The following is a 14,912-nucleotide window of genomic DNA, read 5'->3' as shown; positions in this document are numbered from 1 at the left end:
TTCAGGGCAAAGGCCGGTGTCGCAGCGATAGCGCGCCACGCGGGTAAGGTCGAGCGTGCGGCGTTTCAGTGGCGCGGGGTCCGGGGGCGTTGGTCAGGCCCCGCCATCCGCGCACCAAGGGTAGACCCCGGCGGTCTCTAGCTGGGCAAAGGGGATCAGCCGCACATCCGCCGGGCCGAGGTCGGGCGTATCTGTGACAAGGATGCTTTCCGCCAGCGGCTCGTAAAAGTCGCGGAAATGGGTCTTGGAGCGCAGCAGGATCACGTCGTAATCCTCTGGCTTTTCAACGAAAATGTAGAACGGATCGCCGTCCACCGCGAAGGCGAAATGGCTGACGACAGAGATGCGGATCGCGCCCACCTCGATCAGCGCCGTCAGGCCGAGGTCCACCGGCGCGCCCTGCTGGTAGCGGCCCGAAACGGTGAACCGCTTCTCGCCGGTCCAGAGTACGCGGGCGCTGATCGGGAGCGGGCCGCCGGTCTCGGGCGCGCTCTTGCCCGCAAGCTCAAGCGTGATCTCTGCGCCTGCACCCGCCGCATGGGCTGCGGCAGCGCTTGCGGGATCGAGCAGGAAGGGCACCATCACGCGGCCCAGCCTCTGCGCGATGGCGGGCTCCAGCATGGCGCGCAGCAGGTGGGTGCTGTCATTCATCCGGTCCGCATGTTCCAGCAGGACGATGGGCCGCCCGGTGCCGCGATGCGCGGCGGCATCCTCCAGCGCGGCCTCCATCGACCAGACCGGGATCGCCCCGGTCAGATCGGCGCGGGCCTGCCAGAGCCGGTCCGAGAGCGCCTTGGCCTTGGCCTCCGCCGCGGGCTGGCCGTCCCAGTCGAGACAGATCACCGACATGCCGGTGTTGGGGCTGTCGGCATAGGCAAAGCCCCCCATGACCGAGATGTCGCAATCGGACGCCGCCTCCAGCGCGCGCGCCTCTGCGATGATCTCCGAAAGCGGTTCCAGCCGCGTGGCGGACATGATCGAGGAGATGACGACGCCCGGGCGGGCCACGGCCAGCCCCGGCTTCACCCCGGTCTCGATCATTCGCAGCAGGGCGGTGGTAGCGCGTTCCCCGGTCTCGCCCATGTCGATATGGGGCGAATGGCGATAGGCGACGGCGATATCGGCGGCCGCGAAGGTCCGCGCGTCCACGTTGCCGTGGTAATCCAGCGGCACAGCAATGGGCAGATCGGGCGCTGCGGCACGGGCGCGTTCGATCACATAGCGTTCGACATCCTCGAACCCCGGCGCCCAGCAGGCCCCGTGGAGGTAGAGCACCAGTCCATCCAGCGGCCCGTTCCCGGTCAGCCCGGCCTCCAGCTCATCCCCGAAGGCGATGATCGCGTCATCCGCCGCCGGGCCGAGCGCTCCGAGCAGCGCATGGTAGAGCGGCACCATCTCGGCCCCCGCGGCCTCCAGTACCTTCAGCGTGCCGCCCGCGACGGTATTCGTGCCCCGGAACTGCGCCGGGATCTCCGCGCCGCGATAGGTCACGCGCTCGAAATCGGCGCGGGTGGAGACCTGCGGCACGGCGGTGACGGATTCGAGGTTGAACCCGGCGAAGGCGATGCGGCGCATGGCTCAGGCCCCCTTGGCCACGTCGGCGGTGACCGCGAGGATCGCGTCGGAAATCCGGTCCGCGATCTGGTCGATCTCGGCCTCGGTGCAGATGTAGGGCGGCGCCAGCAGCACGTGATCGCCGTGGATGCCGTCGATCGTTCCGCCCATCGGATAGGAGAGCAGCCCGCGCGCCATGGCGGCCTTCTTGATCTTCGCATGGGTCTTCAGCGCCGGGTCGAAGGGGGTCTTGCTGTCCCGGTCCGCCACGATCTCGATCCCGCGGAAGAGGCCGCGCCCGCGGATGTCCCCCACGAAGGGCGACTGGCCGAGGCGCGCCTCGAGCCCGGACTGGAGCCGCTCGCCAAGGTGGCGGACCTGCGCCATCAGGCCGGGGCGGGTGAGGATCTCCACCACCTTGTCCGCAGCGGCCGAGGCGATGGGATGCGCAAGGTAGGTGTGCCCGTGCTGGAAGAGGCCCGAGCCGTCGCGGAACGCCTCGAAGATCCTGTCGGACAGCAGCACGCCGCCCACCGGCTGGAAGCCCCCGCCAAGGCCCTTGGCCACGGTGACGAGGTCAGGCACGATGCCCTCCTGCTCGAAGGCGAAAAGGCTGCCGGTGCGCCCCATGCCGCACATCACCTCGTCGAGGATCAGCAGCACGCCGTAGCGATCACAGATCGCGCGCACCCGCTGGAAGTAATCCGCCACGGCCGGTACCGCGCCAAGGGTCGCGCCCACCACCGGCTCGGCCACGAAGGCCATGACCTGATCCTCGCCCAAGTCGCGGATCTTGGCCTCCAGTTCGTCGGCAAGGCGGGCGGCATAGGCCTCCGGGCTCTCGCCCACGCGCTGATCGCGGTAGGCATAGACCGGCGAGACATGGTGGGTTTCGGGCAGGATCGGCTGAAACTGGACCCGCCGCATGGCGTTGCCGCCGGTGGCAAGGGCCCCCAGCGTGTTGCCATGGTAGCTCTGCCGCCGGGCGATGATGTGGCGCCGCTGGGGCTGGCCAATCTCGACGAAATACTGCCGCGCCATCTTCAGCGCGGCCTCCACCGCCTCGGACCCGCCGGAGACCATGTAGAGATGGTTCAGCGGATCGGGCGCATGGGCCGTCAGCCGCTCGGCCAGGCTTTCCGCCACATCGGTGGTGAAGAAGGAGGTGTGGGCATAGCAGATGCGGTCCATCTGCGCCTTCATCGCGGCCACCACCTCGGCATCGTTGTGGCCAAGGCAGCTGACCGCCGCACCGCCGGAACCGTCGATATAGGCGCGCCCCTCGGCGTCGGTGATGGTGATGCCCTGGCCGGAAACGGCGCGGGGCAGGTCGGAGCCGATGGTGCGGTGGAGGAGGCGTGTCATGGGGCATCTCGCGGTGCAGGGAATCGCCGGGGCGGGCCGGTCTGTGTCTGGGATAGAGGCAGGGCGGGCCGGTTTGCAACAAGTGTTTCAATATCGCGCGCGATGACCCGAAAGGGCTTTACCGCCGCCTTGGAAACAGCCAATCCTTCCGCAGGCAGGCACGTGGCGCCAGCAAAGGCGATTGCCCTCCGAGACGCGGCAGCGTCCCGGATCGCTTCGGGATGGAAGAATTTGAAACACATGTTGCAAAGTCAGGAGCTGACCGACAGGATCGTCGCCCGGTTCGACGAGATGTCGCCGCAACTCCAGAAAGCGGCGCGCTACATCCTCGAAAACGGTCAGGAGGTGGCGCTGGTCTCGATGCGCGAACTGGCCCGCAATGCCCGGGTGCAGCCCGCCACCATGACACGGCTGGCGCAGTTCCTCGGCCTCGGGGGCTACGAGGACATCCGGGCGCAGTATTCGCAGGCGCTGCGGCTTCAGGCCGACGGGTTCGCGGCCCGGGCGCAGGCGCGCGAGGCAGACGCCCCCAGCGGCAGCGGCCTCGCCTACGGTATGCTCCAGATGCTGTCGTCCCAGATCGCCCGCCTGCAGGCGCCGGAGTCGCTGGCCCGGCTGGAGCGGGTAGCCGACCGGCTTGCGGGGGCAGGGCGGGTCTATGTCCTTGGCCTGCGGTCCTGCCACTCGGTCGCCTGGCATTTCCACTACGTGATGACCCTGCTGGGCGAAAAGACGGTGCACCTCGACGGGCCCGCGGGCACCGGCGTGGACGGGATGCGCCGCGCCGGCCCGCAGGACGTGATGCTGGTGATCTCCGTCAACCCCTACGCGCGGCAGACCCTCGAACTGGTGGGGCTGGCGCAGGACAAGGGCGTCGGCATCGTGGCACTGACCGACAGCGAGGTCTCGCCGCTGGCCCGCGTGGCGGAGGAGGTGGTGATCTGCGCCACCGAGAGCGAGACCTTCTTCCACACGCTGACCCCGGCGCTTGCGGTGTCCGAGGTGCTCTGCGGACTGCTGGCCGACCGGGACCGTGACAGGGCCCTGCGCGCCCTGCAGGAGGCTGACCGGCACCTTCAGGGCCTCGACACCTACGCCAGTGACATTCCCACGCGCCGCGGCTGAGCGGCCCCACCCGGAGACACTCATGACCCGCCGTCGCATCGCCGTCGCCCGCATCTGGCACGAGGCCAATTCCTTCAACCCGGTGAAGACCACGCTGGAGGATTTCCAACGCCGGGAATGGACCAAGGGGCCCGAAGCGCTGGAGGCCGCACGGGGCACGGCCACGGAACTGGGCGGGCTGGTGTCCTTTCTCGATACGCACCCGTATTGGGACGTCACCGTCTCGCGCTGCACCTCGGCGCCGCCGCTGGGGCCGGTGACCTCCGAGGCCATCGCGACGATCACCGAGGAAATCCTGGGCGACCTTTCGGGGCAGCCCTGGGACGGCGTGTACCTGTCGCTCCATGGCGCCATGGTGGCCGAGGATGACCTGTCGCCGGACTACAGTTTCCTTGCGAAGGTCCGCGAGGCGATTGGGCCGGAGCCGCTGCTGGCGGTCAGCTTCGATCTGCACGCCTGTCTTGACCCGGCGCTGACCCGTTCTGTAGATATCCTCTCGGCGTACCATACGTATCCGCATGTCGATATGGACGCGACCGCGCTGCGCGCGCTGACCATGCTGGACCGGGCGCTTGAGACCGGCCTCCGGCCGCGCTGCGTGGTGCATCCGCTTGATTTCGCGCCACTCTCCCATGGGATGCGCACGGCCTCCGGCCCGATGGCCGAGTTGGAACAGATCGCCACAGAGGTCGGTGCATCGGAGGGGCTGTTGGATGTCTCGCTCTTCGGGGGCTTCACCTATGCGGACACGCCCCATACGCGGGCGATTGTTACCGCGACCCATGGGCCGGATGTCGATCCCGGCCCGGCAGTGGCGCGGCTGAGCACGGCCTACACGGCCCGGCGCGACGACTTCGCAATCACGCTCCCCGATGCGCAGACCGCCGTAGCCGATGCGCTGGACCGGCTGAAGCAGGGCGGCGCGGGGCCGATCGCGCTGGTCGATGCGGCGGACAACCCGCTCTCCGGTGGGATCGGGGATACGACGGCGCTCTTCCGGGCGCTCGTGGAGGCGGGGACAGACCTGCCGGTGCTGTTCTGTTTCTTCTACGATCCGGACCTCGTGGCGCGGGCCCATGATCTGGGGCACGGCGCGCGGATGTCCTGCACGCTCGGCGGGCGGATCGCGCCCGAGTTCGGCGCACCCATCCCCTTCGAGGGCATGGTGGAGCGGCTGACGGACGGGCGGTTCCGCAACCGTGGCCCGATGGAATTCGGGCGCGAGATCGACCTCGGGCGCACGGCGGTGCTGCGCAGCGGCCCCCTGCGGGTGGTGATCTGCGAGACCTGTCAGAGCGCGAATGACCCGGCCTGGTGCGATCTGCACGGCATCGACCTGACCGAGGTGGCGATTTTCGGGATCAAGGCCAAGAACCATTTCCGCGCCGGGTTCGAGCTGCTCCTGGCGCAGATCGTCGAGGTGGATTGCCCCGGCCTCGCCCCGGTGGACATGTCGCTTCTGCCCTATCGGCACGTCCCCCGCGCGTTCTACGACCGGCGCGCGGCGGAGCCGGACTGAACGCCCCATCGGGCGGCTCCGGCAGGGCCCCGAAAGCCCCGCACAAAAGTGCTAGAAAGAATCGCGCGCGAGCGTGCGCGGAACATTCCGGGCAGGCGCGCGACCACCGCGGGGCCAATTTCGCCCCCACGCGGTGTGGCACGGCCATTTGCTTCGAAATTGCCGTCGCTTTTATGGGCAGTTCACCGGGCAGTGAGCATTTCGTGGGCACCCCCTCATAGTGAGGGATCGCAGCCCCCCCCTTTGGGTGTAAACTGACCCTGTAGAGGGGGCGACCGGCCATGAGCCGGTGCCCCTTTCGTCTTACCGGAGATAGGCCCATGCAGTTCAAGTGGTTGGAGGATTTCGTCGCCCTGGCGGAGATGCACAGCTTCTCGGAAGCGGCAGCGCGACGAAACGTGACGCAACCGGCCTTCGGGCGGCGCATCCGCGCCCTTGAGGACTGGCTGGGCGTGCCCCTGGTGGATCGCGACTGCAGCCGCCTGTGCCTGACGGCGGAAGGCAAGCTCTTCCTCGAGGTGGCGGTCAAGATGATCGACCAGATCGGCGAGGTCCGCTCGCAACTGACCGGGGACAGGGGGCGGTCCAACAACGCCCTGCGGCTGGTGGCATCGCATACGCTGGCGGTGCATTTCTGCCCCGAGTTCGTGGAGGAGATCGAAAACGCCGATCTCGACGTGAACTTCAACGTGGCGGTGGCGAATTCCCACGAGGCGGTGCTGGAGCTGGTGGACGGCAAGGCGGATCTGTCGCTGAGCTATCACTACGGCGGGATGGACCGGGCCTCGGCGGCGATGGTGGCGAACCCCTACAAGGTGGTCGCCCGCGACGTGATGGTGCCGGTCTCTGCGCCGATGTCGGACGCGCCCGGGGCGGCGCGCCATGCGCTGCCCGGCACGCCCGATGCGCCGGTGAACTACCTTGGCTATGCCTCGGCCATCGTGATAGGCCGGGCCGTGAACGCCAAATTGGAGAGTTGTGAGGGCGCGCTACACCTTAAGCGGGAATACTCCTCGGACATGGCCGAGGCGCTGAAGACGATGATCCTCTCTGGCCGGGGCATGGGGTGGCTGCCGCTCTCGGCGATCCGGCGTGAACTGAAGCTCGGTTTGCTCGTTTCTGCGGCACCTTGCCAATTCGATGAGCTGGAGACCTCGCCCTGGTCGGCCCCGCTGGAGGTGCGCCTCTACCGGCGCAAGGACGCCAAAAACCCACGTTTGGAACGGCTTTGGCGTCATTTGGAGGGGGGTGAGGGCCTGACGCTTGATAGCGCCAATGCCGATCCGGCACCTATCCATGCCAAAGTGGCATTTGTTTCCGGCTGACAGCGGCTCCTAGGCTGATTGTAATACGAAAACGACAGACGACCACTCACGGTTCCCTCCATGCAGCTTTCTCGCTTCCCGCGTGTGCGCCTTTGCCACGCGCCCACTCCTCTTGAGCCTATGTCACGGCTGAGCGAAGCGCTCGGCGGGCCCGAGATCTGGGTGAAGCGTGACGACTGCACCGGTCTGGCCTCCGGCGGCAACAAGACCCGCAAGTTGGAATTTCTCATCGGTGCGGCGCTCGCCGCCGGGGCAGACCACGTCATCACCCAAGGGGCGCATCAGTCCAACCATGTGCGCCAGACCGCGGCCGCGGCGGCAAAGCACGGGCTGAAGTGCACTGCGCTGCTGGAACAGCGCGTGGAAACCAACGATCCCGATTACCTCGGCAACGGCAACATCCTGCTGGACGAACTGATGGGTTGCACACTGCGGACCTATCCCGCCGGCACGGACATGCAGGCCGAGATGGATGCACTTGCCGCCGATCTGAAAGACATGGGCGATACGCCCTATGTCATTCCCGGCGGCGGCTCCAACACCACGGGCGCGCTCGGCTATGTGGCCTGTGCCTATGAGATGCTGGGGCAGGCCGACGCCATGGGCCTCGCCATCGACCATATCGTCACGGCCACGGGCTCCACCGGCACGCAGGCCGGTCTGGTCGCGGGGCTGACGGCGGCCAATGCGGGCATCCCGGTTCTGGGCATTTCCGTGCGCGCGCCGAAGGAGAAGCAGGAAGCCAACGTGCTGGCGCTGACCCGGGCCACGGCCGAGGTGCTGGGCTACGCGGGCGACATCGACGCCGCGCTGATCGAGGCCGACGACACGCAGGTCGGCGGCGGCTACGGCGTGCCGACGCCTGCGATGATCGAGGCGGTGCGCATGTTCTCCAGCCTCGAGGGGATCCTCCTCGATCCCGTTTATTCCGGCAAGGGTGCCGCGGGGCTGATCGCTGCCGTGCGCGCGGGCCGGTTCACCAAGGGGCAGAAGGTGGTCTTCCTCCACACTGGCGGCTCCGCCGGGCTCTTCGCCTACCGTTCGACTTTCATGCAGGAGGCCATACCGGCCTGCTGATCCACGATTTCCGGCCCCGCGAGGGGTCGGGACAACCCGATCCGACGCTTAGTCCTCCCAAGACGGATCACAAAAACAGGGAAACTTACTCTATGAAAAGACGTGACCTTCTGAAAAGCTCTGCCGCCTTCGCGGCGCTCAGCGTGGCACCGGGCTTCAGCCTGACCGCCGCCCGCGCCCAGGGCTCGACGATCTTCACCAGCGTTCCGCAGTCCGACCTGGCCTCGATCGACCCGATCTGGACCACCGCGATGATCACCGCGATCCACTCGAACTGCGTCTTCGACACGCTCTACGGTCTGGACAGCAAGTTCCAGCCGCAGCTGCAGATGCTCGAATCCGGTGAGCCCTCCGAGGACGGCCTGACCTGGACCCTGGTTCTGCGCGACGGCCTGAAGTGGCACGACGGCGAGATGGTCACCGCGGAAGACTGCGTGGCCTCGATCAAGCGCTGGTGGATCCGTGACACGCTGGGCCAGACCCTGGCAAGCGTCACCGACACCCTCGAAGCCACCGACGCGAAGACCATCGTCTTCACCCTGAACCGTCCGTTCTCGATGCTGCCGAACGCTCTCGCCAAGCCGTCGGGCAACATGTGCGCCATGATGCCGGCCCGTCTTGCCGCCACCAGCCCGCACGAGCAGATCCCCGAGTGCATCGGCTCCGGTCCCTTCAAGTTCATGGCGGACGAGTGGGTTTCCGGCTCGAAGGTCGTCTACGAGAAGTTCGAAGACTACATCCCGCGCGAAGAGCCCGGCGAATACACCGCTGGCGCCAAGATCGCCTATGTCGACCGCGTCGAATGGCCGGTCATCAACGACAGCTCGACCGCCTATGCCGCTCTGAAGTCGGCCGAAGTGGACTCGCTGGAAGCCGTGGCACCGGACTTCGTCTCGATCGTGACGCAAGACCCCGACATCACCTCGGTTGCCCGTGCACTGTTCTACCTCTGCATCATCCGCTTCAACCACCTGCAGCCGCCGTTCAACAACCAGGCGATCCGTCAGGCCGTGGCCTCGGCCGTCGATCAGGAAGCGTTCATGACCGCCATCTTCGGCGAAGAGAACAAGGCCTCCTGGGCGACCAACGTCGGCTACTTCACCCCGGGCACCCCGAACGACGTGGACGCCGGCAAGGACAAGATCGGTTCGCTGGCCAACATCGACGCGGCCAAGCAGGCGATCATCGACGCTGGCTATGACGGCACCCCCGTCGTCGTTCTCGACCCCTCCGACCAGGCCTGGATCCACGCCGGCGCCATGCTGACCGCGAACCTGCTGGAACAGCTGGGCATGACCGTCGACCTGCAGACCATGGACTGGGGCACGATGATGACCCGTCGTCCGGTCAAAGGCACCCCGGACGAGGGTGGCTGGAACGTCTTCGTCACCTCGCTCTCGGGCCCGAACAACCTCGACCCTGCCGGTCACCTCGGCCTGCGCGGCAACGGTGGCGACGCATGGTTCGGCTGGCCGGACAACCCCGAGATGGAAGAGATGCGGATGAACTGGTTCTTCGCAGAAGACGCGGCCGAACGGACCGCGATCATCGAGAAGATCCAGGAAACGGCCTTCGACAAGGTTCCCTACGTCCCGATGGGCGCCTACACGCAGATCACCGCCTACACCAAGGAGTGGGCTGATATGCCGAAGGAAATGCCGCTCTACTACACCATGAAACCGGCAGGCTAACCTCAGGTGACTGCCTACGTCATTCGACGCCTTCTGGCGGCGATCCCGGTCATGATCCTGGTCGCGTTCTTCGTCTTCGGGTTGCTATATCTAGCACCCGGGGACCCCGCGGCGATCATGGCCGGGGATGCAGCCACCACGGCGGACATCGAGCGCATTCGGGAAACCCTTGGGCTCGATCAACCCTTCCTCGTACGTTTCGGCTCTTGGGTCGGAGGCATCCTGCACGGCGACTTCGGTACGTCGATGTATACCAAGCAAGACGTTCTCAAGATGATCGTCCAGCGCCTCGAACCGACCTTCCTGCTGATGTCGATGACCCTCGTCCTCTCGGTCATCATCGCAATTCCCATGGGGGCTGTCGCCGCCTGGAAACACAATACCATTGTCGACCGGATCGTCATGATCATCGCGGTCCTCAGCTTCTCCGTGCCCAGTTTCGTGGTCGGGTACCTGCTGGCCTATTCGCTGGGGCTCAAGCTCAGCTGGCTGCCGGTGCAGGGCTACAAGTCCATCGGGTCCGATGGTCTCTATGCCGCCATGCGCTCGCTGACCCTGCCGGCGATGGCGCTCGGCTCCGTCTATGTCGGCCTGATCGCGCGGATCACCCGTGCCACCATGCTGGAAAGCCTCAGCCAGGATTATACCCGGACGGCCCGTGCAAAAGGCGTGAAGGAATCCCTCATCGTCTTCAAGCACGCGCTCAAGAACTGTTCCGTTCCGATCATCACCACCGTTGGCAGCGGCGTCGCCCTGCTGATCGGGGGCGCCATCGTGACCGAGACCGTGTTCGCGATCCCGGGTGTCGGTCGTCTGACCGTCGACGCTATCCTGCGCCGTGACTACCCGGTGATCCAGGGCGTGATCCTGATCTTCAGCTTCATGTACGTGATGGTGAACCTGATCGTCGACATCCTTTACACCGTCTTCGACCCGAGGATCCGCTATTGACCGTCTCTACCATTGATCCCCCGCGGTCCGGTCTGTCGCGCAGCTGGACATGGCTGCGCCGGAACCCGGCTGTTCTCTTCGGCCTCACGGTCCTGCTGCTCCTCGTGCTGATGGCGATCTTCGCGCCGCTCCTCGGCACCGTCGATCCCAAGGCCGTGTCGCCCTTCGAACGTACCCAGACGCCCTCGGCCAAACATTGGTTCGGCACCGACATGCTGGGGCGTGACCTCTGGTCGCGCGTTGTCTACGGGACCCGCGTCTCGCTGACGGTGGGCTTCCTCGTGGCGATCTGCTCGACCGTGCTGGGCGCGCTGATCGGCGTCTTCTCCGGCTTCATCCGCTGGGTCGACGCGATCGTGATGCGCCTGATGGACGGGCTGATGTCGATCCCCTCGATCCTGCTGGCCATCGCGCTGATCACCCTGTCGAGCGCCTCGATCTGGAACGTGATCCTCGCCATCACCATCGTCGAGACCCCGCGCACCGTGCGTCTGGTCCGCGGCGTGGTGCTGTCGCTGCGGGACGAACCCTATGTGGGCGCGGCCCAGATCGCAGGTATCTCGATGCCGGGCGTGATCTTCCGCCACATCCTGCCCAACACCTTTGCACCGCTGCTGGTGCAGGCGACCTATATCTGCGCTGTCGCGATCATCTCCGAGGCCAGCCTGTCGTTCATCGGTGCGGGCGTTCCGCCCTCCACGCCGTCCTGGGGCAACATCATGGCCGAGGGCCGGGCGCTGTGGCAGATCAAGCCGCATATCATCGCCTTCCCGGCAATTGCGCTGTCGATCACGGTTCTGGCCATCAACATGCTGGGCGACGGTCTGCGCGACGCGCTTGATCCGCGCATGAGCACCCGGAGGCACTGAGAGACATGAGCGATACTCAAACCCTCATCCGTCCCGACACCAAGCTGGAGCTGCCGCCGCAACGCCTCGTCGATGTGAATGGCATGACCATCCGCTTCGGCTCGGACGCCAAGCCTGCGGACGTCGTGCGCGACCTCACCTTCCACGTCGACCGGGGGGAAACCCTGTCGATCGTGGGGGAATCCGGGTCGGGCAAATCCGTGTCCTCGCTTGCGCTGATGCGCATCGTGGAAAACGGCGGCGGCCGGATCATCAAGGGCGACATGCGCTTCCGCCGCCGCAACAACGAGGTGGTGGACCTGCGGGCCGCCAGCCCGCAGTTGCTGCGCAAGATGCGCGGCGCCGACATGGCGATGATCTTCCAGGAGCCGATGACCTCGCTGAACCCGGTGTTCACCGTGGGCCAGCAGATCTCGGAAGCGGTCCGCCTGCACCAGAACGTCAGCCAGCACGATGCCCTGCGCGAAGCGAAGGACATGCTGGACCGGGTGCGCATCCCGAACGCAAGCGCGATCCTGCGCCGTTACCCGCACGAGCTTTCGGGCGGCATGCGGCAGCGGGTCATGATCGCGATGGCGCTGTCCTGCAAACCTTCTCTGCTGATCGCGGACGAGCCGACCACCGCGCTCGACGTGACCGTGCAGGCCCAGATCCTGACCCTGATCCGTGAACTCCAGAAGGAGATGGACATGGGCGTGATCTTCATCACCCACGACATGGGCGTGGTGGCGGAGGTCGCGGATCGCGTGCTGGTCATGTACCGCGGCGATCAGGTCGAGGAAAAGGACGCCGTCAGCCTGTTCAAGAACCCCGAGCACGCCTATTCGCGCGCTCTGCTGTCGGCCGTGCCGCAGCTGGGGGCCATGACGGGCACCGACGTTCCGGCGCGCTTCCCGCTGCTGACCATGTCGAACCCCGACGTGGCCACGGCCGAGAAGCCGGTGGCGGCGCCCACGGCGGCAGAGCCGATCCTCAAGGTGCGCGACCTCAAGACCCACTTCGACATCCGCGGCGGGATCCTGTCGCGCGTCACCCACAAGGTGCACGCGGTCGAACAGGTCTCCTTCGATCTCTACCCGGGGGAAACCCTGTCGATCGTGGGCGAATCCGGCTGCGGCAAGACCACCACCGGCCGGTCGCTGCTGAACCTGACGCAAAAGACCTCGGGCACGGTGCTGTTCGAGGGCAAGGACGTCAGCCAGCCGAACAGCCCGGACGTCAAGAAGGTGCTCCAGCGGAACATGCAGTTCGTGTTCCAGGACCCGTTCTCGTCGCTGGATCCGCGCCAGTCGATCGGCAACTCGATCCTTGAGCCGCTGCGGCCCATGGGCTCGATCCGGACCCCGGAAGCCAAGGACCGTCTGGCCTGGCTGATGGAGAAGGTGGGCCTCGCGCCCGAGATGGCGAACCGCTACCCGCACGAGTTCTCGGGCGGTCAGCGTCAGCGTATCTGTATCGCACGTGCCCTTGCGGTGAACCCCAAGGTCGTGATCACGGACGAGGCGGTCTCCGCGCTCGACGTGTCGATCCAGGCGCAGATCGTGAACCTGCTGATGGACCTGCAGGAAGAGTTCAACATCGCCTTCCTCTTCATCTCGCACGACATGGCCGTCGTGGAACGGATCAGCCACCGCGTGGCCGTGATGTACCTTGGCCAGATCGTCGAGATCGGTCCGCGCCGTGCTGTCTTCGAGAACCCGCAGCACGAATATACCAAGCGTCTGATGTCGGCCGTTCCGGTGGCCGACCCGTCCCGGAAGCGGCCTGACCGCCTGCGCGACACTTCGGATCTGCCCAGCCCCACACGGGCCCTTGGCGACGATCCGATTGTCGAACCGCTGGTCGAGGTCGGACCGGGCCATTTCGTTGCCCGACACAAGGTCGGCGGCAAGTACTAAGGAGACCACCATGCCCGCGCCCCGTATCGCCATCTTCGGCCTGCACCTTGAGGCAAACGCCTTTGCACCGCCGACGGTGGAGGAGGATTTCCGCGCCCTTTGCTGGGCAGAAGGCGAGGAAATCACAAAGGGGGCGCGGGAGGTCAGCAAGCTGCCGTCCGAACTCCCGGGCTTCTACGAACGCATGGATGAGACCGGCGACTGGGAACCGGTCCCCCTCATCATGGTGGCCGCCCCTCCGGGCGGCCCCATCGAAGCGCCGCTCTTCGCCCGGATCAAGGACCGGATGGAAGAGATGCTGCGCGCGGCCCTGCCGGTGGATGCGATCTATGTCGCCAGCCACGGCGCCTCGGCCGTCGACGGGCTGGAAGACAGCGACGGCACGCTCGTCGCGCTCGCCCGCGAGATCGTTGGCCCCGATATTCCGATCGTGGTCAGCCACGACCTGCACTGCAATATTTCCGAAAAACTGACCGACGCCGCGGATGCGCTGCTGGCCTACCGGACCAACCCGCATGTGGACATGCGCCAGATCGCGTCCGAAAGCGCCGATGTGCTGCGCGCCATGCTGGGCGGCCAGAAGGTTGCGAATGCCTTCATCCGCCTGCCGCTCGTGCCGCCCTCGGTCACGCTGCTGACCGCGCGCGGGCCCTATGCCCGCATGATCCGCCGCGCCGAAGAGGTGATGCAGCGCGACGACATCGCCAATGTCTCGATCACCGGCGGCTTTGCCCAAAGCGACCTGTCGAAATGCGGCATGACGGTCAACGTCACCACATGGGGCGATCAGGCGCTCGCCGATCAGGTCTGCACCGATCTGGCGCAGGAGCTTTGGGATGACCGCGGCTCCTATGTCACCAACATGATGGAGCTGGAGGACGCCGTTTCGCTGGCGCTCTCCTCCGAAAAGCCGGTCATCTTTGCTGATGTCGCCGACAACCCCGGTGGCGGCGGACGCGGCAACACCACCTACGTGCTGCGCGCCTTCCACGAGGCCAAGGTGCCCGATTGCGCCTTCGGCGTGCTGGTCGATCCGGCGCTTGCCGCCGAGATGCACGAGAAGGGCGTCGGCACCACGTTCAAGGCGGTCTTCAACCGTGAACCGGGGCTCTACTCCGACACCTTCGAGGCCGAAGCCGAAATCCTCTGCCTGACCGACGGCAACGACATCGGCCGCCGGGGCACGCTGGCGGGGCGCAAGTTCGACCTCGGCGACGCGGGCCTGCTGCGCCTGACCGACAGCGGCCTGCTGGTGGTTGTGGGCTCTCTGCGCCGTCAGCTTCTGGAACCGCGTATGCTGGAAATGCACGGCATCGATATCGCCAAGCTGCATTGCGTCGTGGTCAAGAGCCGCGGCCACTTCCGCGCCGGTTTCGACGAATTCTTCCCGCCCGAGCAGACCTTCGAGGTCGATGTGCCGGGCCTTGTCAGCGCGAATTTCTCGCGCCTCGACTTCAAGCATCTCCCACGCCCGGTCGTGCCTCTCGATCCGGAAACGGTCTGGACCCCGGGCGTCAAATAACCAAAGGACATTCTGA

General features: G+C 66.3%; 11 protein-coding genes. 9 read left to right on the top strand and 2 right to left on the bottom strand.

Annotation, left to right across the window (positions count from 1 at the left end; translation table 11 throughout):
* Window positions 1-93 precede the first annotated feature (93 nt).
* Together LCM32_RS14390 and LCM32_RS14385 are read right to left on the bottom strand one after the other, a co-directional pair.
* Window positions 94-1,575, bottom strand: coding sequence for a M81 family metallopeptidase (locus LCM32_RS14390; protein WP_224821776.1), 1,482 nt, complete (start codon window positions 1,573-1,575; stop codon window positions 94-96).
* A gap of 3 nt (window positions 1,576-1,578) precedes the next feature.
* Window positions 1,579-2,919 carry an aspartate aminotransferase family protein gene (locus LCM32_RS14385; protein WP_224821775.1) on the bottom strand — a complete coding sequence of 447 codons (1,341 nt, stop codon included), beginning with the start codon at window positions 2,917-2,919 and terminating at the stop codon, window positions 1,579-1,581.
* Between the two features lie 240 nt (window positions 2,920-3,159).
* Here LCM32_RS14385 and LCM32_RS14380 point away from each other — a divergent pair, with 240 nt between their 5' ends.
* From LCM32_RS14380 to LCM32_RS14340, 9 genes are all read left to right on the top strand, one after another.
* Entirely contained in the window at window positions 3,160-4,044 is an 885-nt protein-coding gene (locus tag LCM32_RS14380; protein ID WP_224821774.1) for a MurR/RpiR family transcriptional regulator, read from the top strand.
* Between the two features lie 22 nt (window positions 4,045-4,066).
* Window positions 4,067-5,563 (top strand): M81 family metallopeptidase, encoded by a 1,497-nt coding sequence (locus tag LCM32_RS14375; protein ID WP_224821773.1) that lies wholly within the window; start codon window positions 4,067-4,069, stop codon window positions 5,561-5,563.
* Window positions 5,564-5,883: 320 nt separating this feature from the next.
* Window positions 5,884-6,888, top strand: coding sequence for a LysR family transcriptional regulator (locus tag LCM32_RS14370; RefSeq protein ID WP_224821772.1), 1,005 nt, complete (start codon window positions 5,884-5,886; stop codon window positions 6,886-6,888).
* A 60-nt stretch (window positions 6,889-6,948) separates the two neighbouring features.
* Window positions 6,949-7,965 carry a D-cysteine desulfhydrase gene (locus LCM32_RS14365; RefSeq protein ID WP_224821771.1) on the top strand — a complete coding sequence of 339 codons (1,017 nt, stop codon included), beginning with the start codon at window positions 6,949-6,951 and terminating at the stop codon, window positions 7,963-7,965.
* 92 nt (window positions 7,966-8,057) lie between these two features.
* Window positions 8,058-9,656 (top strand): ABC transporter substrate-binding protein, encoded by a 1,599-nt coding sequence (locus tag LCM32_RS14360; protein WP_224821770.1) that lies wholly within the window; start codon window positions 8,058-8,060, stop codon window positions 9,654-9,656.
* 6 nt (window positions 9,657-9,662) lie between these two features.
* Window positions 9,663-10,607, top strand: a complete 945-nt coding sequence (locus LCM32_RS14355) for an ABC transporter permease (protein WP_224821769.1) — start codon at window positions 9,663-9,665, stop codon at window positions 10,605-10,607.
* The gene (locus LCM32_RS14350) at window positions 10,604-11,476 is read left to right on the top strand and encodes an ABC transporter permease (RefSeq protein ID WP_224821768.1); all 873 of its coding nucleotides are present in this window, start codon (window positions 10,604-10,606) and stop codon (window positions 11,474-11,476) included. The genes LCM32_RS14355 and LCM32_RS14350 overlap by 4 nt, the downstream gene beginning before the upstream one ends.
* Window positions 11,477-11,481: 5 nt before the next feature.
* A complete protein-coding gene (locus LCM32_RS14345; RefSeq protein WP_224821767.1) occupies window positions 11,482-13,374 on the top strand; it encodes a dipeptide ABC transporter ATP-binding protein in 1,893 nt (630 codons plus the stop codon).
* Between the two features lie 10 nt (window positions 13,375-13,384).
* The gene (locus LCM32_RS14340) at window positions 13,385-14,896 is read left to right on the top strand and encodes a M81 family metallopeptidase (RefSeq protein ID WP_224821766.1); all 1,512 of its coding nucleotides are present in this window, start codon (window positions 13,385-13,387) and stop codon (window positions 14,894-14,896) included.
* The last annotated feature ends 16 nt before the right edge of the window (window positions 14,897-14,912 follow it).

This window comes from Pseudooceanicola nanhaiensis (assembly GCF_020171315.1).
GTDB classification, from domain to species: Bacteria; Pseudomonadota; Alphaproteobacteria; order Rhodobacterales; family Rhodobacteraceae; genus Pseudooceanicola; species Pseudooceanicola nanhaiensis_A.
This window is presented reverse-complemented; position numbering and strand designations above follow the sequence as displayed.